The following is a 25959-nucleotide window of genomic DNA, read 5'->3' as shown; positions in this document are numbered from 1 at the left end:
GCGACGGACGCGGAGCGCGCTCGAGGTGCTCGGCCGGACCGCGAGCACAAGAGCCCTGCGCGAGCGCGTGGCGGGGGCGTGAGAGCTCAGCGCTGCTCGAACTCGACGCCCGGCTGGACCGTCAGGGATGTACGCAGGTAATTCAGCGGCGAGTGATCGGCCAGGGAGGGAGGGTTCCCCGTCAACCGGGACAGGAGGTGCGCGAGATCCTTGATGACGGGCTGCTCTCGCACCCCTTGGAGCTGGTCCATCACCCAGGCGAGGCCGGCGAGGGCGACGCGCACCGACCCGACGCGCGATTGCGCCACCGCCCCTTCGCGGTACTGCCATCCCGTATCCGTCGACTCGTACTCCCGCCCGAAGTGCTCGAATTCCCCCATGGTCCACGGAGGCAGGGAGGGTACGACGTCCCACTGGTACACGTGCCGGAACATCCTCGTACCGAAATCGGCGTCGCACTTGCGCGCGAACCCCTTGCCTCCCACCATCGGTTGTCCGAACGTGTAGACGCCGCGGATCAAACTCCGGAACGGCTTGAGCTCCTCGTCCGCGTAGATGAGCGCCGCGGCCATCGCGGCCATGGCGCCGCCCAGGCTGTGGCCAGTGATGTAGAGCGCCTTGAGCTTGGACTCTTCCTCGTCCACCTTGCGCGGGGCCGCGCAGCAGCTCGCGCCGTCCGCGACGTCGGTGCCATTGATGCCGTGGCCTTCCCTCGCGTCTTCCAGCCATGCCTTGATTGGCGGGATGAGCGCCCTGACAGAGCGGACGAATCCTCCATGGACGCGACCGATTGCGTAGAACGGATCGGGCTTGGCGCTCATGTCCGTCAGCAGATCGATCAGGTTCGTGAGCTGTGTCCCGCGAAAGCACAGGATCCCGAGCCGCGAATCCGTGCTCTGGATCATGTACGCCGCCGGGTTGAGGAGGAGCGCTTCGTTCGTGAACGACGTGCCCGCGAAGAAGGCCGGGCAGATCCTGTGCTGCATCTGCCTGCGGAAGGTGTCCGGGTCAGAGTAGGCCCACGTCGAGGCGGCGGCCAGCACGCTCGCCGCCTTCGCGTCATAGGTCCCGGGCGCGAGCTGCACGAGATGGTCAATGAGCTCCTCCCCTGCGCTGGCGCAGCAGACCACCGCCTTCAGCTTGTCGACGATCAGCGCTGGATCCTGCCCGTCCCTCGGGGCGTCAATGATCCGTTTCACCTCCGTCAAGACGTCCTCGTCGCTGCGGACACCGATGCCTTCGCCACGTTTGGGATAGACATAAAAATCCATTAGCTTTCAGGAAGCATGGATCAGGAGTGCTCCTCGTCAACCTTGCTCGGCTGCGGTAGCCACGCCGCCAGACGATCAGGTGTAAGGGTAATCAGGCTGAATCTCGACGTCCTCGACCTCCGGCAGCCTCGCGATGTGCGCCGCGACGCGCCCGGCATCGCCGCCTTTGGCGACATGGACAAAATACGTGAGATCGCCGTGCCGCGAGGGGAAGAGCCGCCCGACGTTGAGGACGTCCTCCATCGCGCGGAGCTCGTCGAGGATCTCGGATCGTCGCTCGTCGGTAGACGACGGTTTGAATCGGAAAAAGATCACTTTCCGGCGTGACGGCGGCATGGGGACGATGCTGGGGCAGGAGGTCACGAGGTCAAGCGCTCTGGCGCCGTCTGCTTCTGGATGGGTACGTCCTGCTTGCCCCCTCCAGCGCATCGTCTCGCGCCGGCGCCGTCAGGGAGCTGGCCACGTCAGCGCACAGGTCCGCCGGCCTGCCCCGCCGACAGGAGCTTGTAGAGATCCAGCCGTCCATACCCATAGTCGTCCGTGCGGGGGAGACCGCGCATCCCGTGGACCTTCTCGGCGCTGTCGGCGAGCTTCTGCGCCACGTCGAGAGGGGTCAAGCCGCTCTGTTGCGCTTTCAGGACCGCCACCGCGCCCGTGACGTGCGCCGCCGCCATCGATGTCCCATCCAGCACGCCCTGCTCGATGCCGCGGGTTCGCGGCGCGCCGCACGTGAACTCCCCGCCGTTGCGTACGGCCTCGAACCCGATCTGCCCGGCGTACCGCGGCAGCGTGGATCGGATGTCCACCCCGGGCGCCGAGATCGTCATGTGATCGCCGCGGCTCGACGACGTGGCGACCACGTCGTTGGACGCCGTGGCGCCGACGGCGATCACGCCTTGGTACGCCGCGGGGTACTCCCTGAGATTGCCTTGGCCTCCGCCGTTCCCCATGGCCGCCACGACGGTGATGCCGGAACGGATCGCTCCCTCGACGAGCTCCCGGTAAAACCTGGCCGGCTCCGGGCCGCCGATGCTGAGGTTGATCACGTCCACTCCCTGGTCGATGCACTCCTGGAGCGCGCGGGCGTACATGGTCGTGTCCACGTAATATTCGAAGCAATGGTGCGCGGTGCTATGGTCGGGTATGTCGTCGAAGATTTTCCAGACGTGCACGCTGCACGTGCAGATGCCCTGGATGGCCGGTTGGCCGTACCTGACGCCAGCGATGATCCCGCTCACGTGCGTGCCGTGACCCACGATGTCCTGGTCCGACATCCCGGTGGGAGCTTCGCCGTACGCATAGGAGTACGCCTTGACATTGCTGCCCAGACCCAGGTGGTCCCGGTCGACGCCGGTGTCGAGCACGGCGACCTTGATGGCCGAGGCGTCAGGGAGGGAGGTTAACGACACCTTATCCCAGCCGATCTTCGCGAGGTTCCATGGCGGTGCCGTGCTGGAGCGTCTCGTCGGCAGAGCGTTGACGAACAGGGAGCGACTCGGTACTCGCTCTGCGTAGACGACCGCCACGTCCGCGGAGAGCCGCCGTACCGTGTCATCGATGTCAACCGAGGGGTCCAGCTCGACCACGCTCACCCCGTAGGCCGCGCTCCTCGCGCGGTCTGGAGCGCCTCCGGACCTGAGCGGCTCACGCAGGCGCTCGCGCAGCGAGTCTCTCGGACGAGGCTCGACGTCCAGTCGCGGCTCGGCGCCAGCGAGGATGGGCGTGACTCGCCGGATCAGCCCCGCTCGGTCAAGCTCGTCCAGATGCGTCATGCCAGGGTGGCCGGCTGCGCCGGCTTCCTCCGGAGTACGCCCGCCCGAAGTACGGTCGTCTGTCCCTGGCCTCTCAGGACGCATTTTCACGAAGATCTGATTGCGATGGTAGCGCTCGGTCTGGTCCGCCATGGCTCTCCTCCAAGGGGCATGCGCGACATGGATGCCGCGTTGGGGAGGGTGGAGCTCACCCCCGACGCCAGCCTTGTCTGAGCCGCCGTGTTGGCCACACCCCCGCGATGGCGCTCATGGGGCATGATGCCTCAGGCCCGCAAGGGGGTACCCAACGCGGAGCGCGCCGGATCGGCTCGGCGAGCCGGACCGCGAGCCAGAGAGCCCTGCTGCGCGCTCGCGTGCGCGTGGTGGCCTGGCCTGCTCTGTCCTCGCGGTCGCGCTTCAACCTCGCGCTGCTCCTCTGCTCCCATGCCGATACCCCGGATCCCGCACCGAATCTCCGTGGCGTGCTTCACCGCCGAGGCGCCGCGCGCCTGGTCCGGCTTCCTCGAGCTGCCGGTCGTCGCGCAGGGTGCCGTGCTACTCGCGGGCGACGAGCCGTGCCTCGCCGCGCTCGACGCCGCGACCGGGCAGCCCCGCTTCGTCGTGTCCTGGCCCGCGGAGGGCGCCGCGGCGTACGCGGGGCTGCCGCTGCCCCTCTGCAGCGGCCGGGTGCTCGTGCCGGTCTACCACAAGGAGACCGCGCTCCGGGTCATCACGATGGGCCCGGACCGCGAGGTCGAGGCGGTCGACGACCTCGGCGCGGACGCGGAGCAGGTGGGCGTGGACCTGCGGATCGTGGCCCACGACCTCTGCTGCAAGCTGTTCCTTCTGCCGCTCGCCCGCGGTATCGGCGGCGATTACCTGGTCTCCTGGACGTTCCGGCCGAGGACCGTCGACCGCCACCTGAACGCGGCGGCCATCTCGGTCGGCGATGGGCGGATCTACCTGCGCGACGGGGCCCGGCTCCGGGCGATCGGCACCCCGGACGAGGCCGGGCCTGGGTTCGCCGCTCCGCAGGCGCAGAGCGCGCGCGGAGCCGTGCGCAACCATCGATCCCCGGGCGCCCAGCAGCCGCGAGAAATATTGACGCGTCGAAGCAAGGCCTGATCGTTCTGAGAGGATCGATGTCCCGCGCGCCTCGTGCTCTTTCCCCCGCGGTCGGGCGCGGCCTCCCCCACGCCCTCCCTGTGGTACCCTCCCGCCCATGGGTACCGCGAACGCCCCCGCTCTCCGCCTGCGCTCTGCCCTGCGCTGCGCCCCTGGCGCGGCCCTCCTCCTGGCCGCCTGCGGCCCCGCGCCCGGCTTCGGCGACGCGCGCGCCCCGGAACCGCGCCCTCCCGCCGAGACCGTCTACATCGTCCTCCAGGATCCGCCCCCGGCGCCGGTGGCGGTGGCCGCCGACGGCTGGGTGCCTGACGAGGCTCGCGGCGCGAACCCGTTCGAGCGGACACGGACCTGGATTGGCGATTACGACTGTCCGCAGGGCACGACCGAGATGACGTTCCGGATCCTCCGGGTGAAGGGTGACCGCATCAAGGCCGAGTTCAGCTTCCATCATGCCGAGTCCGGCGTATCCGGCAAATACCTCATGATGGGCCGCTACGACGCCGACACGCGGACCGCTTCGTTCTCCCCCGGCGCGTGGCTCGAGCGTCCTCCCAACTACGTCACCGTGAGCATGCGAGGCGACCTCGCCCTCGACGGCTCGCTCTTCGCGGGCCGCATCGAGCACCCCGAGTGTGGCGCGTTCCGGCTCCGTCCAGCGGGCTGATCCCGCGTCCCCCGTCTCCGCCCCCGTCAGGCCCCCGGGGAGGGTGTCCGTCGCGCGGGGTGGGCACGGGCTGATGTTTGAGCGCAATTGACGTCCTGTGTCCGGCGTGCGCAGCACGACGGGCACAGGACGTCCCACGCGAGTTCTGCCCGTGCCCGCCCCGCGCGACGGACACCCTCCCCGGGGGCCGGGCCGCTCGGATCAGACTGCCTCGCGCGTGGCGTTGGCGTGCCGTGGTCCGCCTCACCATGGCTGGCGCCTCATACACGGACACCGGGTCACCTACTGCGCCGTCTCCGTGGGTGAGCGGTCGGAGCAGGTGACCGGCCTCTCCGTCTCCGCGCGCGGAATGTCGTGGCCCCCTTCATCGAGCGTCGCGACCCGCAGCGGGTTCGTGATAGGGTGCTCAGCATGGGGGGTCCCGCGGTCGGGCCGCCGCCGCGAGGCCGGCGCCCGGGCGCGCCGAGATCGGTGACTCGCGAAGGACCCTCGATAGAGCATGAAGACATCGATTGTGCGACGCCCCCCCGGCCGGCTCACCGCCGCGGCGTCGCCTGTCCTCGCCTCGGCTCGCCAGCTCGGGCCTTCCATCGCGCGGCGCGCGCCGCGAGGGGGCGCGCCGGCCGCTCCGCTTCAGCCACGGCGACCCAGGGTGGATGCCGTGGAAGGTTCACCGACAAGCACGTACGCGCTCGACGACGCTGGACGGCTCGCGCTTTGGCCATGGAGATGTGCGCGCGCGTCCTGGAGGAGTGAATGATAGATTCCAGTGAAGCCGGCACAATCCTGATCGTTGACGACAACCCGCGGAACCTGGGGCTCCTGTCCGACACCCTGACCGGCTCAGGGTTCGAGGTCGCCGCAGCGGTGGACGGGCTACGTGCGATCCGGCTCGCGAAGGAAGGGATGCCCGATCTCATCCTGCTCGACGTGAAGATGGATGGGATCGATGGATTCGAGACCTGCCGCCGGCTGAAGAGCGACCCGACCACGAGCGCGATCCCGGTCATCTTCATGACGGCGAGCACGGACCTCTCCTCGGACAGGGTGAAGGGCCTGAACCTCGGGGCCGTCGACTACCTCGCCAAGCCGTTCCTGGACGAGGAGCTGCTCGCGCGCGTCCGGGTGCACACGAAGCTCCGGAAGCTGACGAAGAGCCTCGCGGCGCAGGTGGACGAGCGCCTCGCGGCGGAGTCGGCGCTGCAGCGGCTCACCCACGAGCTGGAGCGGCGCGTCGCCGAGCGCACCGCCCAGCTGGAGCGGGCGCTGGAGGGGCTCACGCAGGCGCAAGCCCAGATGGCGACGGTCATCCGCGCCGCCCAGGCGGTCTCGGGCGAGATGGTCCTCGACGACCTGCTCGACCGGCTGATGCGGCTCACGCTCGAGCACGCCAGCGCGCGCAAGTGCGTCCTCGTCCTCTCGCGCGAGTCCGGGCTGGTCATCGAGGCCTCGATCGCGCGGGATCCGGACACGGTCCGGCTCGGGCTCTCGACCCCGCTCCAGCCGGACGCCGATCTCGCCGTGTGCGTCGTGGAGGAGGTCGCGAGGACCCGGGAGTCCGTCTTCCACTGGGACACGAGCCGCGAGGCTCGCCTCGCCGGCGCGCCTTACCTCGAGGGGAAGCCCCCGAAATCGATCCTCTCCCTGGCCATGATCTGCCAGGGCGAGCTCATCGGGGTCCTGTACATCGAGGGCGACGCGACGCCGGAGCCGCTGTTCGCGGCGCAGCTGGAGACGCTCGGGCTACTCGCCTCCCAGGCGGCGATCGCCGTGAAGAACGCCCTGCTCTACGCGCACCTGGCGGAGATGACGTCCGCGCTCCGGCGCTCGAACGAGCGCCTGGAGACGGAGGTGGCGCGCCAGACCGAGGAGCTCCGCCGGACGAACGAGCGCCTGCAGCTGGAGCTCACGGAGCGCGCCCGGGCCGAGGACGCGCGCGCGGCGCTCCAGGCGGAGATCATCCAGGCGCAGAACGCCCGCCTGGCGGAGCTCTCCACGCCGCTCATCCCGATCACCGATCACATCATGGTGATGCCGCTCATCGGCACGATCGACTCCCCGCGGGCGCAGCAGGCGCTCGAGGCGGCGCTGAACGGCGTCCAGGCGAACCGGGCGCAGGTCGTCATCATCGACGTCACCGGGGTGACGGTGCTCGACTCCGCCGTCGCGAGCACGCTGATGAGCACGGCGGCGGCGCTGCGGCTGCTCGGCGCGAGGACGGTGATCACCGGCATCCGCGCCGAGCTGGCGCAGACGCTCATCGACCTCGGCGTCGACCTCAGCACCGTCGTCACCAAGGGGACGCTGAAGAGCGGCATCAGCTACGCGCTGAAGCAGGCCGGAGACGGCGCGCAGCGGCTCTGACCCGGCGCCACGGCCCTCCACCGGACGGCCTGCTCCCGAGGAGCGCTCGATAAGACGAACGAGCGCGCCTGTCGCTGCATCCACATCGACCATCGAGACAAGTCAGCGCCCGGCGGACAGCTGCGCCGCCATCGCCGGGCCGGCGAGGGCCGCCCGGTACCCGAGGTAGCGCCCGAACCCGCGCATCGCCTGGTTCCACTGCTTGGGCTGCTTCACCCGCATCTCCTTCACGCCGACGTCGGCCAGCGCGTCTCCCACGGCGATCCACCGCGGATCGCGCGTCAGCGCGTAGGCCGCGCCGAACACGGGCACGATCAGCAGGTTGAGGTCGGCGGTCCCGCTGTCGTCGTACGCGTCCGTCTCGCAGCCCCACAGGTAGCGGAAGGCGCGCCGGTCCGAGGTGAGCGCGCGCTCCTCCAGCCAGCCCGCCGCGCGCGCGACCACCTCGCGCACCCGCGGGTCGCCGGTGAGCGCGCGGTAATCCATGAGCGCGTCGACGAGCAGCGCGGTCATGAACGGCGAGCCGCCCCGCGGGCCGCGCTCGCACTCCGACGGGTCGGCGCGGTGGATATCGTGCTCGAACGCGCCCGACGCGCCCTGCTGCTGCCACGCCACGGCGCGGTCGGCGAGCCCGCGCACCGCCGCGAGGAGCTCCGGCCGCGGGTCGAGCGCGTAGTAGCTCGACAGGGTCATCATCGCCCAGGCCATGTTGCGCTCGGTCACGCGCAGCACGTCCTCCTTGCCGCCCGTCAGCGCGGCGAGGTTCTGCCGGAGCGCCTCGCCCGTCGCGAGCACCGCCTCCTTCGCCGCCGGATCGCCGGTGAGCAGGTAGTCGTCGAGCATCCCCTGGCCGAGCGTGCGCCGGAGGACCTCCCATGCGAGGGGCTTCGCCGGCGTCCAGTCCTCCGTCGCGCACACGTGGACCGCGAGCCGGCGGTCGGGCGAGAACCTGAGCTCGTGCTGCCGGTACCAGACGGCCTCGGCGCGCGCGCGCCGGTAGCGTGAGGCGTCGCCGTTCCGCAGGAAGCGCTGGTAGAGCGCGTGCGGGCCGTCGTAGTACGTGCGGTGCGGTCCGGAGCAGCTGACGCCGTACGAGTCGTACGCGGGCGTCATGCGGTCGAGCCCGCGCTCGATGCCGCTCTCGAACCCGGGGAAGCGGCGGTCGTCCATCGCGGGCAGCTGCGGCCCGCACACCTCGCTGGCCGCGTACCACGACGGCGGCAGCACGGCGGCGATCGGGCCGTCGGGGTTGGGAAGGAGCGCCTCGTCGAGCACCGCGGCCGGGGCGACCGCCGCGCCCGCCCGCTGCCCGGGGGAGCCCGCCGGAGCGCGGGACCGCGGCGCGCCCGCCGGGTCCTCGCCGGGCGGAGCGCTCTTTGCGGGGCGCGGAGGCGCGCCGTACTCCAGCGTGTAGATCGCCCGCTCGCCCGGCGCGAGCGCGGCGCGGAACGCGACGAGCGCGCTGCGGATCGAGCCGTCCAGGGGCCAGACCGCGAGCGGCCTCGCGCGCAGCGGGATCGGGGCGCCGCGCCCGTCGCGCAGGCGGAGGAGGCGGACGTCGCGCAGCGCGCCCGGCGCGAACGGCGCGCCCGCCGATACGTCGGCTTGCGCCGGCAGCGCCGCCCCGGGCGGGCGCTTCGCCGGCGCGCTCGGCGCGGCGTCGGCGACGAGCAGCAGCGGGACCGATCCCTCGGCCGGCGGCGCCGGGCGCGCGGCGGCGTGCGCCTCCAGGACCGCCCGCACGCGCGGCTCCACACGGCCCGCCGCGGGCCCCCGAGCAGGCGGCCGGCCGCAGCTCGTCCAGAGGAGCGGCGCTGCGAGGAGCAGCGCCGCGAGCGGGCGGCGGGCGGCGGGCCTCGCCTGTACGCGCTGCGCATCCATGCCGCATCCGATGCTCCGCGCCCGCCGCGCATCGCGGCAGCGCCATCAGCGCGCGGCCGCCATGAGGGGTGGTGGCCGGATTGGAACATGAAGGCGGGGAGGCGGGAAGAAAAGATCAATAATCTTCCTGCCTTCCCGCCTTCATGTGAATCACTCCGAGGCAAATTGGGCCACCACCCCATGAGGCGGGCCGTTCGGCAAGGCGCGCTCGCCCGGTCGCGCTCGCGGTGCGTCGAGCTCGCTCGACAGGCCGTATTTTCAAGAGCCCCGGGCCCTCGACGGCATCGAAAAGGAACCTGCTGCGATGCTGTGGGGTGTCCTGAGCGTGTTCGTCGGAGCGCTGCTGGCGCCGGCCCTCTATCGCGGGCTCGGGCGCCCGGCCGGCTGGCTCCTCGCGGCGCTCCCGCTCGGCGTGCTCGCGCTCGCGATGCAGCTCGTGCCGAGGCGCTTCGCCGAGGGGGAGGCTCATCAAGCGTCGCTGCCGTGGATCCCGTCGCTCGGCGTGGAGCTCGCGGTGAGGCTGGACGGGCTCTCGCTCGTGTTCCTCGGGCTCATCTGCGGCATCGGGGCGCTGATCTTCGTGTATGCGAGCGAATACCTGCGCTCGCACCCGCGGCTCGGGCGGTTCTACGCCTATCTGCTCCTGTTCACGGGATCCATGGCGGGCCTCGTGCTCGCCGACGACGTCATCTTCCTCTTCGTGTGCTGGGAGCTCACGAGCGTGAGCTCGTATCTCCTCATCGGGTGGGACCACGAGCGGCCGGAGGCGCGCAAAGCCGCCTTGACGGCGCTCCTCGTGACGGGCGGCGGCGGGCTCGCCATGCTCGCGGGCCTCGTCCTCCTCGTCGTGGTCACCGGACAGACGCAGATCTCGCGGTTCTCGGGGGGCGTCGTCCGCGATAGCCCGCTCTACCTGCCGATCCTGCTCCTCGTCCTCGCGGGAGCTTTCACGAAATCGGCGCAGGTGCCCTTTCATTTCTGGCTCCCTCGGGCGATGGAGGCGCCCACGCCGGTCAGCGCCTACCTGCACTCGGCCACGATGGTGAAGGCCGGCGTCTATCTCCTCGCGCGCCTGCATCCCACGCTGGGCGCGACGCGCGAATGGTACCTCGTCGTGACGGGCTTCGGCGCCGCCACGATGGTGGCGGGCGCGGTGCTCGCGGTCACGCAGAGGGATCTCAAGCGGATCCTCGCCTACTCGACCGTGAGCGTGCTCGGCCTCCTCACGATGCTCCTCGGCATCGGGACCCGGGCGGCCGTCTCCGCGGCGGTGGTCTATCTGGTTGCGCATTCGCTGTACAAGGGCGCGCTCTTCATGACCGCGGGGACGCTGGACCACGAGACCGGAACTCGCGACGTCACCCGCTTGCGGGGCCTCGCGCGGCGGATGCCGATCACCGCGACGGCGGCCGTGCTGGCGGCGATCTCGAGCGCGGGGGCGCCGCCCCTCCTCGGTTTCCTGTCGAAAGAGCTCTTCTACGAGGCCGTCCTCGCGCCGCCCTCGATGGCGGCGATCCTCGCCGGGGCCGCGGTCCTGTCGAGCGCCCTCCTGGTCGTGGTGAGCTTGCTCGTCGCCCATCGTCCCTTCTTCGGGGGTCCCCCGGCGGCGCCCGCGCTCCCCCACGAAGCGCCGCTGTCCCTGTGGCTCGGCCCGGCCACGCTCGCGGCGGCGAGCCTCGTCTTCGGGGTGGCGCCGCGACTCCTCGGCGACCTCCCGGGCGCGGCGGCGACCGCGATCCTCGGCTGGCCCGCGCCGCTCGAATTGCACCTGTGGCACGGCCTGACCCCCGTGCTCGGGCTCAGCGTCGCGACCCTCCTCGCCGGCCTCGGGCTCTTCCGCGTCCTCTCCGGCCGCGCAGGGCGCCTCCTCGACGCCGCCGCGCGACTCGGAGCCTGGGGCCCTGCGCGCGTGTACGACGCTGCCTTCGCGGGGCTCCTCCGGTTCGCGGAGTGGCTGACCAGGCGGATCCAGACAGGGCACTTGCGCCGGTATCTGCTCGTCACGGTCGTGACGACGGTCGTGCTCGTCGGCACGCCTCTGCTCCGGAGCCTCCCTTTCACGATCCCGTCGCTCACCGTCGAGCTCCCGGAGCTCGTGCTCGCGGGCGTGATCCTCGCGTCCGCGGCCATGGCGACGCGCACGCAGTCGCGCCTCGCCGTCGTCGCCGCGCTCGGCGCGATCGGCATCTGCGTCATGCTCGTCTACGTGATCTTCAGCGCGCTCGATCTCGCGCTGACGCAGATCATGGTCGAGGTGCTGACGGTCGTCATCTTCGTCCTCGCCCTGCACCACCTGCCGCGCTTCGTGTCCCGATCCCCCGCGCGCGTGTGGATCCCGGACGCGATCGTCTCCGTGATCTTCGGGGCCACCGTGACCCTGTTGATCCTCATGTCGTCGACGCTCTCCCCGGAGCCGATCCTGAGCGAGTTCTTCGTGGACAAGGGATACGCCGAGGCCCACGGGCGGGACATCGTCAACGTGATCCTCGTGGATTTCCGGGCGATGGATACGCTGGGGGAGTCCACGGTCCTCTGCGTGGCCGGGATCGGGGTCTATGCGCTGCTCGCGACCCGTACACGGAAGGGAGCCTGAGCCATGCCCTCCTTGATCCTGCGTACCGCCGCGCCGGTCTTGATGGTGCTCCTGATCATCGTCTCGATTTACGCGCTCCTCCGCGGTCACGACGAGCCCGGGGGCGGGTTCGCCGGCGGGCTCATCATCGCATCGGCGTTCTCGCTCCACGTCCTCGCGTACGACGCCCCCTCGACGCGGCGGCTGCTCCGCGTCTCGCCCCAGACGCTCATGGGGCTCGGGCTCTCGACGATCCTGCTTTCGGGCGTCATCGGGCTCGTGGCCGGCGGTTCCTTCCTGCAAGGCGCCTGGGCCACCGTCCCGGTGCCAGGGCTCGGCGACGTCGCGGTGGGGACGCCGGTGCTGTTCGACGTCGGCGTGTATGCCGCCGTGATGGGCATGGTGCTCATGATCCTCCTCATGGTCGCGGAGATGAATTCATGACGGTCCTCCTCGCGATCGTCGTCGGCGGGCTCTATGCGTCGGGGCTGTTTCTCATGCTCCGGCGCAGCATCGTGAAGCTCGCCTTCGGCCTCGTGCTGCTCGGGCACGGGACGAACCTCCTCATCCTCACGGCGTGCGGCGTCGTCCGCGGCCGTCCCCCGCTGATCCCCAAGGAAGGAGGGGCCTTCCACGCGCCGCCGGCCGATCCCCTGGCCCAGGCGCTGATCTTGACGGCGATCGTCATCAGCTTCGCGGTCGTCGCGTTCGCCGTCGTCCTCCTTCATCGCGTTCATCGGGCCATCGGCAGCGACGAGTTCGACTCTCTCGAATCGACCCGCCCATGAAGGTGCTCCTCGTCCTACCCGTCCTCGTCCCCCTGACCACCGCGGCCCTCTCGCTCCTCTCCTTCCGGCGCGCGGGCAGGCAGCGCGCGCTCGGCCTCGTCGGGAGCGTCCTTCAGCTCGCCGTCGGTGTCGCCTTGCTCCGCGCCGTGCACCGGGGAGGCATTCAATCGACCCAGCTCGGAGGCTGGCCCGCGCCGTACGGCATCACCTTCGTCGTCGACCTCTTCTCGGCGCTGATGGTCCTGCTCTCGGGCGTCATCGCGGTCGTCACGTCGATCTACTCCCTGGCGGACATCGACCGGGAACGGCGGGCGCACGGGTTCTACCTGCTCATGCACGTGCTCCTCATGGGGACGAACGGGGTCTTCGTCACCGGCGACCTCTTCAATCTGTACGTCTGGTTCGAGGTGACGCTGATCGCGTCCTTCGTGCTCCTGGTGCTCGGCAACGAGCGGCCGCAGATGCAGGGCGCGATCAAGTACGTTGCGATGAACCTGATCTCGAGCGCCCTCTTCCTCACCGGCCTCGGCATCCTTTACGGCTCCGTGCACGCCCTCAACATGGCCGACCTCTCCCTCAAGCTGCCGGGCCTCGCGCCGCCGATCCGGTTCACCCTCGCGATGATCTTCCTCGTCGCGTTCGGCATCAAGGCCGCTGTCTTCCCCTTCTTCTTCTGGTTGCCGGACTCGTACCACACGCCGCCCGTGACGGTCACCGCGCTGTTCGCGGGGCTCTTGACGAAGGTGGGCGTCTACGCCCTCGTGCGTATCTTCACCCTCGTCTTCGTGGGCGACGCGGAAGCCACCCACGCGCTCCTCCTCGGGATCGCCGCCTTCACCATGGCCGTCGGCGTGCTCGGCGCGGTGTCCCACCGGGAGGTCCGGCGGATCCTCGCGTTTCACAGCGTGAGCCAGGTCGGCTACATGGTCATGGGCCTCGGCCTGTTCACGTTGTCGTCCCTCTCGGGGGCGATCTTCTTCGTCTTGCACCACGCCATCATCAAGTCGAACCTCTTCCTCATCAGCGGGATCATGCAATCCGGCGGGAAAGACGTCCGCCTGGACCTTCAGGGCGGGCTCCTCGCGCGGAGCCCTGGGCTCTCCGCCTGCTTCCTCGTCACGGCCCTCTCCCTGGCCGGCGTGCCGCCCTTGTCGGGGTTCTGGGCCAAGCTCATTCTGGTGCGGTCGGGGCTCGAGGTCGGCTCGCGAGGGGCCGCGGCCGTCGTCGCCACGAGCCTCGCCGTCGGCCTCGTCACCCTCATCTCGATGACGAAGATATGGAACGAGGCCTTCTGGAAGCCCGCGCCCGTCGACGCCGACCTCGCCCCGCGCGAGAGCGGGACGCGGCGTCGCGCGCTCCGGTACGCGCCTGTCGTCTTCTTGACCGCGCTGGGCTTCACGGTCGGGATTGCGCCCGAGCCGCTCCTCGACGTCGTCCGGCGGGCCGCCGCGCAGCTCGCCGATCCGACCCAATACGTGCGCACCGTGCTGGGGGACGGTCGCCCGTGAGAGCCCTCGTCCTCAACCTGTTCCTCGCGATCGTCTGGGTGAGCCTGACCGGCCGTGTCACCGCGGGGGGCCTCGTGTTCGGCTTCCTCCTCGGGTACCTCTTGCTCCTCGGGCTCCGGGGCCTGATCGGCCCCACGACCTATTTCGAGAAGCTGCCAGGGGTGCTGTCGTTCATGCTCTTCTACATGAAAGAGATGGTGCGGGCGAACCTCAGGGTCGCCCGCGACGTCATGTCGATCAGGCGAAAGAGCCGTCCCGGCATCGTCGCGGTCCCCCTGGATCTGACGACCGATCTCGAGATCACCGTGCTGACGTTCCTCCTCGCCCTGACGCCTGGCACCTTTGGCCTCGACGTCTCGAGCGACCGCACGGTCCTCTTCGTCCACGCGATGTTCGTGGAGAGCGCGGACGCGCTGCGCGCGACCATCAAGAACGACCTCGAGCGCCGCGTGAAGGAGCTCTTCCGGTGACCCCGCTCTTGCTCGTCGCGATCGCCGTCGTCACGGTGGCGTTCGTCGTCGCGTTCATCCGCCTCCTGGTCGGGCCGAGCCTCCCCGACCGCGTGGTCGCCATGGACCTCATGGCGACGGTCGGCGGCGGGGGTATCGCCCTCTACGCGATGGTCACCGACCATGGCGTCCTCCTCGACGCGGTGATGGTGTTGTCGCTCATCTTCTTCCTCGGCACCATCGCGTTCGCGTATTACCTCGAGCGCCAGGGGGAGACGTCGTGATCCTCGATATCGTCGAGGGCGCGCTCCTCGTGATCGGGTGCGTCTTCATGCTGCTCGCGGCCGTGGGCATCCTGCGCATGCCGGACCTGTTCACGCGTCTCCAGGTGACATCGAAGGCCTCGGTGTTCGGGATGATGTGCATCCTCTTGGCTTCCGCCCTTCATTTCGACGACCCGGCCGTCACCACCCGGGCCCTCGTCATCATCGCCTTCGTGGTGCTGACGATGCCCGTGGCGACGCACTTGCTCGCTCGCGCCGGTTACACGACCAACACGCCCCTCTCGCCCGAGACCGTGGTGAACGAGCTCGCGGGGCATTACGATCCGACGACCCACACCCTCGCCGGCGCAGAGCCGAGGACCCGCACGTTCGAGCTTGTGCCCGGGGCCGCCGTCGTCGGCAAGCGTATCGCCGAGCTCGGCCTGCCTGGAGGCGCGCTCATCCGCGCCATTCACCGGGAGGGCGGGACCGTCGTGCCCCGGGGCCAGACGATCCTCGAGGTCGGCGACAGGCTCGAAGTGCTCGTGGAGCCGTCAGAGCTCGGCCGCGTGCGCGAAATCTTCGATGCCTAGCGACGCGCGGCGCCGCGCCGGCGGGAGGCGCGGGCACGCGCCGGCGGGTTGAGCGGCGTCCTGCGCAATTCGAGCAACTCAAGGCGACGCTCGGCGCGATCTGAGCTCGTGACGCTCGTGTACCCGTCATCACGGCTTGTAGCTGGGTAGCTCGATCACGTAGGTGTCGACGGTATCACCGTTGCCCCAGTCGCTCCCGAACACGGCGCGCGTGCCGCTGGGGCTGGGCACGGTGTGCGGCTCGGCCCAGTACGGCTCACCGAGGTTGGTGTTCTCCTTGCCCCAGCTCCGGTGGCGACCAATCCGGCAGACCTTGCCCGTGCTCGTGTCGGCGATCAAATTCTCCATGTCGAGCACCCCTGCGCCCGACGCATCGCCGATCGACGACACGAGCACCCATCCCGGCTGCTTGTACGCCATCCCCGAGATGTGACCTGTCGGTGGATAGGGCCACCCCGTCTCCGGCCCGATGATCACCTTCGAGGTGCCCTCCGCAAGATCCCATGTCACGAGGAGCCCGATGTCGGCGTTGCCGCCGGGACCGGGATCGTAGACAGCCCCGTTCCAGGTGTCGTGGCCGTTCACCATGCTCAGCGACGCGTGGCCGTACGGCTCCAGCAGGTCCAGGGTACGCACCACGTTCAGCCGCGGATCGGTCACGCCGCCGCTGTCGCTCAGGAACGCGAGCGTCCCGCTCGGCGCGACCTGGGCGGGGTTCTCGTCGAGCTCCTTCCTCGCGAGCACTGTATTCTGGGCGATATCATAGATGAACACCTGTTCGTCGCACCTGAGGCCGATGCGGTTCGAGTCCCACGACATGAACAGCGGGTCGCTGCCCGCGCTCGCACCGCCCGAGCAGAAGTCAAACGTCGTCACGACCTCCTTCGTCCCGGCGCTGACGTGGTGACGGATGAAGTCCTTGCCGTCAACGTAGAACAGGACGTCGGGATCAGACGTGTGCCAGTACACCTGCTCGATGTCCGCCGGCGAGATGTCGAGCGCCTTGATGAGCCGGTACGTCTTGCCGTCGTAGAGCTGGTGCTCGCCGGCTGCGACCGAGAAGAGGATGAGCCTCGACTCGTCCGCGTTCCACGCCGAGATGGTCGAGTACATCGGCTTGATGACCGGGGCGTTCCCGCCGTCCGGCGCGACCGCCGTGATCCGGCGGATCGTGGTGCCGAACTCGGCGTCGGTGACGGCCTCGCCGAGCGCCGGCTTGGCGAGCTCTGTCATCGGGCGCGCTTCCTTGTCCTGCACGAGACCCGCGCAAAGATCGATCGGCTCGCCCGGGTCCGTGCCGCCCGCGCCCGCCGGGCCGCCCGTCCCAGTCGTGCCGGCGGCGCCCGTCCCCGCGGCGCCGCCGGATTCGGCCGTTCCGCCGGTCCCGCCGTCTCCGGCCGAAGAGCCGCCGTCGGAGCAGGCTGCGAGGAAGGATGAAGAGACAAGGAGGGTGGCAGCGACGCCGATTCTCATGGGGTTTCCTTTGCGCGCGAGCTACGGCGCCTGGCCGCGGCAGCATACCCCGAAGCAACGTCAGGCGTACGCGACAGCGGGAGGCCCTCGCGCGGCTTGGGTTCCCGCTGGAAGCTCCGGAATGCCGAGCGCGCGATCCCAAGGAAGGGATGGCGCCCCGGAGCGCAGCGCCAACGTCGCAAGGGCCGTCCGCCCGGGGCCCGTCCAGGACACCCCGGATCCGCCATCGTCACCGCGCACGCCATGCAGCGCAGGCGCCGCGGGCCGGGCGCGCTATCGTCCCGGCGCGCTCGCAGGCGCGAAGGAGAAGCGAAGATGCTCGGATGGCGATGGCTCGGAGCGCTCTGTCTCGCCGGGATGCTCTCGGGAGCGACCGGCTGCAAGAACAAGAACGAGCGCTGGGAAGGGGCGCAGGAGGCCGCCGAACAGCGCGCCGAGGAGAAGGCCAAAGGTGACGCGCCCAGGGCGGTCGAGGGCGGCAAGCTGAACGCCTTCTTCCCGGCCGACGGCGTCGATGGGCTGAAGCGCACCTTCGAGCAGGAGAAGGACGGCTTCGTGCAGGCCAAGTACGCCAAGGAGGGCGCCGAGGCCACGCTCTCGATCAGCGACCTCGTCCAGAACGAGGACGCTCGCAAGAAGTTCGCCGACGCCACCGAGAAGCTGGGCAGCGACCCGCTGACCACGGTGGGCAAGAACCAGACGACGGCGCTCGTCGCCAACCGCTGGCAGATCAAGGTCTCGTCGCAGGCCATGGATCACGCCGCTCGCAAGGCCCTGCTCGAGAAGTTCGATCTCGGCGGGCTGCGTTCCTTCAATCCCCCCACCAAGTAGCCACCGGAGAGAGCCCATGAGCGACAGCGACGACCCCATCTTCAAGCTGGTCAACGACCTGCCCGGCACCAGCGTCACCGGCGCCGTGCTCCACGCCCTGGACTGGATCGCCCCCGGCCAGTGGAAGAACATCACCAACTTCGACGAGCTCATCGCCGACGAGACGGGCGAGAGCGACCAGGGCCTCGTCCAGCAGGTCGGCCAGCGCGCCATCCAGCTCTACACCGACGCGTCGAACGGCTACCAGAAGGCGGTCTGGTGCTTCCAGATGGTGGACAGCCTGGACAAGACCATCGCCGCCGCCTCGGCGGTGAACCTCATCGGCCAGAAGCTCGATCTCGGCTTCCTGAAGGCCATCACCCCGCAGCCGGAGGCGGCGCAGGCCGTGGACGCGGGCGTCAAATTCGCGTGCGAGCTGGCCTCGTTCGTGTTCGTGAACGGCATCCCCGGCGACGGGGTGGCCGACTTCGCCAGGGCCATCGGCAGCTACGGCAAGAGTGACGTCATGCGCCTGGCGGCCTTCGCGGCCATCGACTGCGTGTTGCCGCTGGGGCCGAACTTCCTGGAGAAGATCACCGCCGCCGTCTCCGGCTCGGCGCTCACCGAGAGCAAGCTCTACAAGGCCGTGGCCAGGTTCCTGCCCGGAGGCGGCCCCGAGGAGCACAAGGCCCTCATCCAGAAGAACCTCGAGCAGGCCGGCGGCAAGGTCACCCAGCTGGTGCAGGAGAAGGGCATCACGCAGGCCGGCGTCCTCGACAAGGTGCGCGAGCACATCGCCTTCTCGGACGACAAGCTCGACGTGGTGGCCGCGGCGCTCGACGTGATGACCAGCTACTACGAGCACACCGGCATCCAGTCGGTGGCCCGGCGGGTCATCTCCCGCGCCTACTCCGAGATCTGAGCGCGACGCGGCGCGGACGGACCCGGCGCGCCGGAGCGAGAACGACCGGCGCGTCCGGGGGGCGCCGTTGCGGACGTGCCGGACGGGCCGGAACGGCGCGCTCGAGGTGGCGGGGGCACGGGCGGCTCCTCGCCATGGCGTCCGCGGGCCCGTCGGCATCTCACGAAGCGGACCGCGGCAGTGCTAGGGTGCCCCGCGTGCCGACGATCTTCACCAAGGGCGATCTCCTCAACACCCCGGACCTTCACGCGTACGCGCACGGCGTGAGCTGCGCGGGCGAGATGGACACGGGCATCTCCGTCGCGTTCAAGAAGCGCTGGCCGGGCCTGCTCCCGGCGTTCGAGCAGCGGCGCGCCGAGCGGAAGCTCCAGCTCGGGGAGGCCTTCGTCTGGAGCGAGGGCGGCGACACGGTGTACAGCCTCGCGATCCAGGAGAGCGCGACGAAGAGGCCCACGCTCGCCGCGCTCGAGCGCTCCCTCGCCGCGATGGTGACGCACGCCGCCGGGGCGGGGATCGAGCGGATCGGCGTCCCGCGCGTGGGCGCCGGCAAGGACGGCCTCGAATGGCTGCGCGTCAAGAGCATCCTGGTGAAGGTCGCCAACGACAAGCCGGTCACGCTCGTGGTCTACGAGCAGTTCGTGCGCGCCCCGGGCGCCTGACGCCAGCGTCGGAGCCGGCCTCCAGGTCGTCGCCTCCGTGCATCGCGCTCCGCGATCCACGCCGAGGGGTCGTGTGCCTCGCCGACCCTCGCGGCGCGGCGGACGCCTCCGCCGCGCGCGCTTCGCGGTCCCGTGGCACGCTGGCCGCGAAAAACTGCCGCAATGCTGCTATGGTGCGCGCCATGATCAAAGAGACGACGGTCACGGGCTTCACGCTCAAGGGACGAGAGATCCTCTCCTCGTACGCCAACTTCACCATCGAGGGTGAAGTCACGGCGAAGGTCACGCGCGGGGAGGAGACGTGGACCATCACCGAGCGCAACGGCATCCCCAAGGGGACGTCGGACGGTGAAAACGAGGCGGTGTACATCCCGAACGACAAGGCGATCGAGTCCATCGAGAAGAACATCGCGCCGCTGCTCCCGAAGAAGGTGGTGATCAAGAGCCCCAGGGATCTGCTGGACGCCGCCGCGGCGTTCGACCTGGAGCTGGTCAAGCGCGCCGGCCACAACAAGAAGGTGTGGGGCGGGAACGCGTGCCTGGCCGCGTCCACGGCCTTCTTCCAGACGTTGCTGAAGGCGAGCGGCTACGAGGCCTGGGAGATCTTCACCACGGACCAGCTCCGGACGTTCTACTTCCCCAACATCGCCTTCAACATGGTGTGCGGCGGCGAGCACGTGCCCGGCACCAAGCAGGACATCCAGGAGATGTTCTTCTTCGCCATGAAGGCCGGCTCGCTCAAGGAGGTCTTCGACACCGGCACCAAGTTCTTCCGGCAGTTCGAGAAGAACCTGGTGCGCGACGGGCTCCCGACCGGCACGGCCAAGGAGCGTGGCTTCGTGTTCCCGGTGAAGGACAACTTCGAGGGGCTGAGCCGGATCAAGGAGTGCGCGGGCCAGCTCGGGCTCGGGCTCGCCGAGTACGCGATCGGCACCGACAACGCCTTCAGCGAGGTGCAGAAGGGAGAGGAGCTGATCGCCCAGGGCATGTACGACATGCGCTTCTCCGGCACCGGCAAGAAGACGCGCGAGGAGCTCGTCGAGTTCGACGGTACGGTCGTGAACAGCGCCGACAACTTCGCCACCATGGAAGACCCCGGCTCCGAGCACGACGTGGCCGCCCACAAGCTGATGAACGCCCGCTTCGGCGATCGCGTGCAGATCGTGCTCGACGATCTGGTGGTCACGCAGCTGCGCTTCATCATTCCCTACCTCTGCGGCAAGAAGCGCGAGGAGCGCGCCGGCAACAGCGTGCTGATCAAGCTCAACCAGGCCGGCACCTTCACCGAGACGCGCCTCGCCATCGAGGTCGTGCTCGGGCTGGCCGACGCGAAGCAGGTCGAAGAGTTCCTGACCGCGCGCGGCGACCTCTCCTGGATCCTCGAAGAGTGTCAGAAGGTGGGCGTCAAGAGCCTGGGGGAGGCGCTCGACAACATCAAGGCCTGTGGCTTCTCCGCGTTCGTGTCGCATCGCTCCACCGAGGGCTCGAGCGAGTTCTTGCCCTACCTGCCGCTGATGTACGGCTCGCTCACCCGCAAGCTGTGGTTCAAGGCGGGCGCGCCGAACGGCGAGCGGAACCTCCAGAACTACAATCCCATGCTCCGCGCCGAGGAGCAGATGCGCGCCCGCGGCATCAAGACCGAGGTGGCGGGCTGGGGCGGCTTGCCGGAAGGCGTGAAGGTCCCGGCCGCCGCGCGCTGAGCGGTCCCCACGAACGCCGGGCTCCGGGTCTGCCGCCGGGAGCCCGGCGTCGGCTTCCCCGCCAGTCGTCGATCGACGCGGGAGCGGCCCCACGGGCCGTCGGTTCGCTGGCGCGATGTCGTGACATGGCCATCGATCCCGGCATGACGCCGTCTCGGCCGGAGACGGCGTGATCCTGCGATGCGCGCCCGGAGATTCCGGCTCGACGGCGCGGGGGCCGAGGTTATGGTGCGACCCCGCAGCGCAATCGGGCCGACCCGGGGAGGTGAAGATGAGCCAGGCAGAGCGACAGGACGCAGCCACCTATCGCGTCATCGTCGATCACGAGCAGCAGTACACCGTCTGCCCTGTCGAGCGCGCGATCCCGCGCGGGTCGCGGGAGGCCGGCAAGCAGGGCTCCATCATCGAGTGCCTCGCTTATATCGAGCAGGCATGGGAGCGCCTGCGCGCCCCGGTGGAGGGGTGCGCCTCGGCGGCGCGAAGCGCGGTTGCTCGAGGAATGACAAACTGCATGACGCGTGACGTGCATCCGTGACACCCGTGTCGCTCCTGATGACAGGAGCGGCGCCCCGGAGGATGAATTCGTCATCTCTGCTGGCAGTTGCGGTGCGAGCCGGTGCTGAGCGCGGTCCCGTGGATCCGAGTCACGGCGGGCCGGACCTCGTGATAAGCGTCCCGCACCATGCAGGCGCCCGACACCGACCCCACCGCGCCCTCGGAGCCGCTCCAGGACAGCGCCCCGCCAGCCCCGCCAGCGGCCCCGCTGCCGGCGGAAGCCCCCGCGCACCGCAGCCCCGAAGCCAGCCCCGCTCGCGGCGCCGCCTCCCCGCCCTCACCGCCTCGCCGCTGGGCCGTCGGCCTGCTCAGCGCCCTCCACGCCCCCGTCTTCGCCTGGGCCGCGCTCGTCCTCCCCTTCCGGTCGTGGACGCTCTTCGCCGTGGTCACCGCCGCGCTCGCGCTGCTCCACGCCGCGACCGCCGCGCTCTCGCTCCTCCCCCACCCGCTCGCGCCGCGCGCGTTCCGGGTCGCGTCGTTCGTCTCGCTCGGCTACCTCGCCCTCCTGAGCTACGGCCTCCTCTCGTCGGCCGTCTACGTCGCCTCGCTCAACCGCGGCCTCGGCACCGGCATCGCGGCCGCGCTCCTCGCGGTCTGGGCGGTCGTCGCGCTCCTCACCCTGCCCTTCGCTTGCTGGGGCGTCGCCTCGACCGGCGGCCTCCCTGCCCTCCGGCGGCGCTCTTCCCCGCGCGCCGCCGTCGCCGCGATCGCCTCCGTGGCGGTTCTCGCCGCGCTCGCGCTGCTCTTACGCCACCGGACCGCCAAGGCCGATGTCCTCCCGGTGCCCGGCGGCGCCCCGTCCGGCACCGGGGCCGCGCTGCGCGAGGCGCTCTCGGGCTTTGACGACCTCCCCGCGGCGCCGGCCAGGGCGCCGTCGCTCATGACCACGGCGCCGGCCGCGTGCGCCGCGCCCCCCGAGCCCGGTCGACCCACCCTCGTCGTCACCCACCTCGCGCACCTCGCGCACCTCGCCAAGGCGCGCGAGCCCCAGCGCGCCGACGCCACCACCCGCTGCCTCCAGCCCGCGCCCGGCGAGGACGCCGCCGCGGCGCTCGCCGACGCGCTCGCCGGCGCGCTCGCCGGCGCGCTCGCCGGCCCCCTCAAGATCGACGTCGTCTCGGCCGTGCAGCCGCTCGGCTCCCCCGGTCCTGGCCTCGCCGGCCTCTCGCTGCGCCCAGGGCTCGACGGCATCTGCCTCGCCGGGCGCTGCCTCATGCCGTGGCAGCTCATCGCGCTCGACGCGTTCAGCACGAACGCCCCGCTCGCCGGCGTCCCCGACTTCCGCTTCGGCGTGGACCTCGCGGTCCTGCGCCGCGCCCTCGGCGAGCCCGCGCCGCCCGGCGCCGGCGGCCCCGACGGCCCCGCCGTCGCGCGCGCCGACGACGCCGCGCTGCGGAGCGGCCTCCTCCGGATCGAGACGCTGAGCTACGCCGTCGATCGCGCGGGCGCGCTCCACCTGCTGTCCCGGATCGGCGAGCCCGGGGTCCAGCTCACCGAGGCGACCGCCCGGCAGGCGGCGGCCGCGGCGCAGCGCTACATCCTCGGCGCGCAGCGGAAGGACGGCATGTTCCGCTACATCGTCGATCCGTTCACCGGGCGCGCCTCGTTCGACGGGTTCTCGATCGCGCGGCAGGCCGGCACCACGCTCGCGCTGTGCGAGCTCGGCGCCGGCGCCGAGGGCGCGCCGGCGCCGGCGGAGCTCAGGACGGCGGTGCAGCGCTCGCTCGGGATGCTCGCGAAGCTCGAACGCCGGGCCGGCGCGGGCGACGCTGTCGGCGCGCTCTTCTACCCCGCGGACAGCCGCGGGATGGTCGCGAACCTCAACCCCACGGCGCTGAGCCTCGTCGCGTTCCTCTCGTGCCGCGACGCCGTCCGCGACGCGCGCGACGTCGTCAGCGGCGCGCCCGGCGCGCACGACGCCCTCATCGGCCGGCTCGCCCGCATGGTCCTCGCGACGCAGCGGGACGACGGCGGCTTCGCGCCGCAGCTCGACCTCGCGCGCGTCGCGCCCGTCCTCGGCCCGACGCAGCTCTACGAGGGAGGCCAGTCGGTGCTCGCGCTGGCCCTGCTCGAGGAGCTCGCCGCCCGCGAGCCGCTCCCCGAGCTCCCGCCCGCGGCCGAGGTGCGCGCCGCCGCCGACCGGGCCATGGACTACTACGCGAACCGCTACTGGGACCATTTCGCCAGTGATTTCGTGTACATGGAGGAGAACTGGCACTGCCTCGCGGCGCGCGCGGCGCTCGGCCGCCACCGCCGCGACGACTACGAGCGGTTCTGCCTCGACTACGTCGCGTTCAAGTCGCGGCTCGTGCTCGACGACGAGAGCGACGTGGCGCCCGATCTCGTGGGCGGCTACGGGTTCGGCAACGTGCTGCCGCCGCACAACACGGCGACGGCGGGGTTCGGCGAGGCGCTGGCCGCGGCGATGGCGGTCAAGGCGGCGCGCGGCGAGGATCTCGCGCGGGATCGAGCGCTGATGGAGCGGGTGCTCGGGTTCCTCGTGCGGCAGCAGTGGTCGCCCGCGACCTGCTTCGCGTGCAGCCGCGACGTGGTCATCGAGGGCGGCTTCAGCGAGAGCATGGCGTCGCCCCGCATCCGCATCGACTACGTGCAGCACGCCTGGGCCGCGCTCGGCCACGGGGGCAGGGAGCTGGGGCTCCTGCCGGGGCGGAGCGCCCCGCTGGCGGGGCCGCTGTGAGCGCGGGCGCGGAGGGCGGCCCGGGCCAGGGCGCGGGCGCTCGCTGGGCCGACCGCAGGGCCTACGCGTACGGCGTGACCGCGGCGCTCTTGCTCCTGATGCTCGCGCCGCTGTTCCGCCGTCCTCCCGTGGACAGCTTCCCGCTGTCGACCTATCCGATGTTCTCGTGGGGTCGCCACGACGCCCGCACCACGGTGGAGCGCGCCGTCGGCGTGGACTCCCGGGGTGGCCGGCGGCCGATCCCGCCGCGGCTCGTCGGCAGCGAGGAGGTGCTGCAGGCCAAGGCCACGCTGGCGCAGAGCATCCGGCAGGGCGCCCGCGCGACGCGCGCGCTCTGCCGCGGCATCGCCGCGCGCGTCGCCGAGCAGTCCGGCCAGGCGGATCTCGTCTCGGTGGAGATCCGGACCGACACGTTCGACGCGGTGGCGTTCTTCGAGGGGCAGGAGGCCCCGATCGACTCGAAGCTCCACGCGACCTGCAAGGTGGGCGCGCGATGAGGCGGCTCCTCGATCGCCTCGACCGCGCCTTCTTCGCCGAGGCGCCCGCCGAGCGGCTCGCGATCGTGCGCCTCCTGGTCGGCGGCTTCGCGCTCGTCTATCTCTGCGTCCGCGCGGTGCACCTCCAGCGGGTGGGCCACCTGCCCCTGGAGAGCTTCAGGCCGGTCGGCGTTGTCTCGGTGCTCTCCGCGCCGCTCCCCCTCTGGGCGGTGCGCGGTCTGCTCGGCGCTGCGATCGCGGCCGGCGCGGCCTTCGTGGCCGGCTACCGGTTCCGCGTCGCCGGGCCGCTCTTCGGCGCGCTCCTGCTCTGGGTGCTGAGCTACCGCAACTCCTGGGGCATGGTGTTCCACACCGAGAACCTCCTCGTGCTCCACGTCATCGCGCTCAGCCTCGGCGCCGCGGCCGACGCGTACTCGCTCGACGCGCGGCGCGCGCGCGCCGCGGGCGCCCAGTCGACGCCGCCGGCGCCGGACGGCCGCTACGGCTGGCCGCTACGGCTGCTCTGCGCGATCACGGTGACCTCGTATTTCATCGCCGGGATCACCAAGCTCCGGAACAGCGGCCTCGACTGGGTGATGAGCGACATCCTCCGCAACTACGTCGCTTACGACAACGTGCGCAAGATCGCGCTCGGCGACACGCACTCCCCGCTCGGCGGCGCGCTCGTCCGCTATCGCTTCCTGTTCCCGCCGCTCGCGCTCGCCAGCCTGGCCATGGAGCTCGGCGCGCCGCTCGCCCTGTTCAGCCGGCGCGTCGCCGTCGTCTTCTGCAGCGCCGCCTGGCTCTTTCACCTCGGCGTGCTGCTGACGATGGCGATCCTGTTCCCCTACCCGCTGCTCGGCATCGCGTTCGCGGGGTTCTTCGAGCTGGAGAAGATGCGCGATCTGAGGCGACCGCGCCGCGCTGGGCCTGCCTGAGGCGCCCGCGCCGCGCTGGGCCTACTTCTGGAGCGGTCTTCAGCCGAACTGGTACACCGTCCTTCGGTTACCGATCGCGGCGCCATATCGCCGATGTGTTACGAATCGTAGCCTGACGCGGCTGGACGAGGCCGCTCGCGCGCCGACGGGCGCCGATCGCGCGAAGCGCTGTCCTTCGCTTCCGCCCGTTTCGGCGCCGAGGGCGGCTCCGGTGCGGCCCAACCGGGCGTCCTGCGCCGCCGCGTCGCCCGCGGTGAAGGGCTCGCGGCATCACCGGTCCCACCGCACGACCACGCTGCACGCGCTTGTCGACATAAAGAACCTCACGCGTTCCGCTTCCGTATCTGGTGCTCGCCTCGCCTGCCCGACGCAGCGCTCCTCTCCGTGGTCGCGCTCAGGGGCCCCTCCGTCCTCGCGCATGCGCTCACCTCTCGGCCTGACAGCCGCGATCCACGGACAAACACCGCGATGCACGAGAACCGACATTGGCCCATGTAAT

Annotated in this window: 23 protein-coding genes; 18 read left to right on the top strand and 5 right to left on the bottom strand. The window is 70.7% G+C overall.

The features are described 5' to 3' along the window. Window positions 1–86 precede the first annotated feature (86 nt). From WME85_RS12250 to WME85_RS12240, 3 genes are all read right to left on the bottom strand, one after another. Complete coding sequence (locus WME85_RS12250) at window positions 87–1199, bottom strand: lipase family protein (RefSeq protein WP_437837878.1); 1113 nt, start codon at window positions 1197–1199, stop codon at window positions 87–89. Between the two features lie 147 nt (window positions 1200–1346). Continuing rightward, window positions 1347–1607 (bottom strand): hypothetical protein, encoded by a 261-nt coding sequence (locus WME85_RS12245; RefSeq protein WP_437837876.1) that lies wholly within the window; start codon window positions 1605–1607, stop codon window positions 1347–1349. 128 nt (window positions 1608–1735) lie between these two features. After that, entirely contained in the window at window positions 1736–3175 is a 1440-nt protein-coding gene (locus tag WME85_RS12240) for a S8 family peptidase (RefSeq protein WP_437837874.1), read from the bottom strand. A 324-nt stretch (window positions 3176–3499) separates the two neighbouring features. On the opposite strand from WME85_RS12240, the gene WME85_RS12235 reads away from it, so the two are divergent. From WME85_RS12235 to WME85_RS12225, 3 genes are all read left to right on the top strand, one after another. Continuing rightward, window positions 3500–4147: a hypothetical protein gene (locus WME85_RS12235; protein WP_437837872.1), complete on the top strand. Its 648-nt coding sequence runs from the start codon at window positions 3500–3502 to the stop codon at window positions 4145–4147. A gap of 97 nt (window positions 4148–4244) precedes the next feature. Then, window positions 4245–4811, top strand: a complete 567-nt coding sequence (locus WME85_RS12230; RefSeq protein ID WP_437837870.1) for a hypothetical protein — start codon at window positions 4245–4247, stop codon at window positions 4809–4811. A gap of 756 nt (window positions 4812–5567) precedes the next feature. Continuing rightward, window positions 5568–7175: a response regulator gene (locus WME85_RS12225; RefSeq protein WP_437837868.1), complete on the top strand. Its 1608-nt coding sequence runs from the start codon at window positions 5568–5570 to the stop codon at window positions 7173–7175. A 102-nt stretch (window positions 7176–7277) separates the two neighbouring features. On the opposite strand, the gene WME85_RS12220 is transcribed toward WME85_RS12225, so the two are convergent. Beyond that, the gene (locus WME85_RS12220) at window positions 7278–9056 is read right to left on the bottom strand and encodes a hypothetical protein (RefSeq protein WP_437837866.1); all 1779 of its coding nucleotides are present in this window, start codon (window positions 9054–9056) and stop codon (window positions 7278–7280) included. Window positions 9057–9360: 304 nt separating this feature from the next. On the opposite strand from WME85_RS12220, the gene WME85_RS12215 reads away from it, so the two are divergent. The 7 genes from WME85_RS12215 to mnhG are packed head-to-tail and all read left to right on the top strand — an operon-like array spanning window position 9361 to window position 15229. Further along, complete coding sequence (locus tag WME85_RS12215; protein WP_437837864.1) at window positions 9361–11649, top strand: putative monovalent cation/H+ antiporter subunit A; 2289 nt, start codon at window positions 9361–9363, stop codon at window positions 11647–11649. Between the two features lie 3 nt (window positions 11650–11652). Continuing rightward, entirely contained in the window at window positions 11653–12072 is a 420-nt protein-coding gene (locus WME85_RS12210; protein WP_437837862.1) for a Na+/H+ antiporter subunit B, read from the top strand. Next, complete coding sequence (locus WME85_RS12205; protein ID WP_437837860.1) at window positions 12069–12416, top strand: Na+/H+ antiporter subunit C; 348 nt, start codon at window positions 12069–12071, stop codon at window positions 12414–12416. Before WME85_RS12210 ends, WME85_RS12205 begins: the two co-directional genes overlap by 4 nt. Then, window positions 12413–13924 carry a proton-conducting transporter transmembrane domain-containing protein gene (locus tag WME85_RS12200; RefSeq protein WP_437837858.1) on the top strand — a complete coding sequence of 504 codons (1512 nt, stop codon included), beginning with the start codon at window positions 12413–12415 and terminating at the stop codon, window positions 13922–13924. Before WME85_RS12205 ends, WME85_RS12200 begins: the two co-directional genes overlap by 4 nt. After that, entirely contained in the window at window positions 13921–14394 is a 474-nt protein-coding gene (locus WME85_RS12195; protein WP_437837857.1) for a Na+/H+ antiporter subunit E, read from the top strand. The genes WME85_RS12200 and WME85_RS12195 overlap by 4 nt, the downstream gene beginning before the upstream one ends. Next, on the top strand, window positions 14391–14657 hold the full coding sequence (locus WME85_RS12190; RefSeq protein WP_437837855.1) for a monovalent cation/H+ antiporter complex subunit F: 267 nt from the start codon (window positions 14391–14393) through the stop codon (window positions 14655–14657). Before WME85_RS12195 ends, WME85_RS12190 begins: the two co-directional genes overlap by 4 nt. After that, on the top strand, window positions 14654–15229 hold the full coding sequence (gene mnhG / locus WME85_RS12185) for a monovalent cation/H(+) antiporter subunit G (RefSeq protein ID WP_437837853.1): 576 nt from the start codon (window positions 14654–14656) through the stop codon (window positions 15227–15229). Before WME85_RS12190 ends, mnhG begins: the two co-directional genes overlap by 4 nt. Window positions 15230–15358: 129 nt before the next feature. On the opposite strand, the gene WME85_RS12180 is transcribed toward mnhG, so the two are convergent. Further along, on the bottom strand, window positions 15359–16702 hold the full coding sequence (locus tag WME85_RS12180; protein ID WP_437837851.1) for a hypothetical protein: 1344 nt from the start codon (window positions 16700–16702) through the stop codon (window positions 15359–15361). 315 nt (window positions 16703–17017) lie between these two features. Between WME85_RS12180 and WME85_RS12175 the strand changes: the two genes are divergently transcribed. The 8 genes from WME85_RS12175 (at window position 17018) to WME85_RS12140 (ending at window position 25460) form a co-directional block, all read left to right on the top strand. Continuing rightward, window positions 17018–17533, top strand: a complete 516-nt coding sequence (locus tag WME85_RS12175; RefSeq protein WP_437837849.1) for a hypothetical protein — start codon at window positions 17018–17020, stop codon at window positions 17531–17533. Window positions 17534–17549: 16 nt separating this feature from the next. Beyond that, a complete protein-coding gene (locus WME85_RS12170) occupies window positions 17550–18434 on the top strand; it encodes a hypothetical protein (RefSeq protein WP_437837847.1) in 885 nt (294 codons plus the stop codon). 197 nt (window positions 18435–18631) lie between these two features. Beyond that, window positions 18632–19093, top strand: a complete 462-nt coding sequence (locus WME85_RS12165) for a macro domain-containing protein (RefSeq protein WP_437837845.1) — start codon at window positions 18632–18634, stop codon at window positions 19091–19093. Between the two features lie 182 nt (window positions 19094–19275). Continuing rightward, entirely contained in the window at window positions 19276–20793 is a 1518-nt protein-coding gene (locus tag WME85_RS12160; protein WP_437837843.1) for a hypothetical protein, read from the top strand. 271 nt (window positions 20794–21064) lie between these two features. Beyond that, window positions 21065–21328: an MbtH family protein gene (locus WME85_RS12155; RefSeq protein ID WP_437837841.1), complete on the top strand. Its 264-nt coding sequence runs from the start codon at window positions 21065–21067 to the stop codon at window positions 21326–21328. Window positions 21329–21475: 147 nt separating this feature from the next. Next, entirely contained in the window at window positions 21476–24046 is a 2571-nt protein-coding gene (locus WME85_RS12150; protein ID WP_437837840.1) for a hypothetical protein, read from the top strand. Continuing rightward, window positions 24043–24543 carry a hypothetical protein gene (locus WME85_RS12145; RefSeq protein WP_437837838.1) on the top strand — a complete coding sequence of 167 codons (501 nt, stop codon included), beginning with the start codon at window positions 24043–24045 and terminating at the stop codon, window positions 24541–24543. The genes WME85_RS12150 and WME85_RS12145 overlap by 4 nt, the downstream gene beginning before the upstream one ends. Further along, window positions 24540–25460 carry an HTTM domain-containing protein gene (locus WME85_RS12140; RefSeq protein WP_437837837.1) on the top strand — a complete coding sequence of 307 codons (921 nt, stop codon included), beginning with the start codon at window positions 24540–24542 and terminating at the stop codon, window positions 25458–25460. Before WME85_RS12145 ends, WME85_RS12140 begins: the two co-directional genes overlap by 4 nt. Window positions 25461–25959 lie beyond the last annotated feature (499 nt).

The organism is Sorangium sp. So ce1153 (assembly GCF_051521595.1).
In the GTDB taxonomy this organism is placed as follows: Bacteria; Myxococcota_A; Polyangia; order Polyangiales; family Polyangiaceae; genus Sorangium.
The sequence above is the reverse complement of the archived record's forward strand: the minus strand, read 5'-3'. Positions and strand labels throughout refer to the sequence as shown.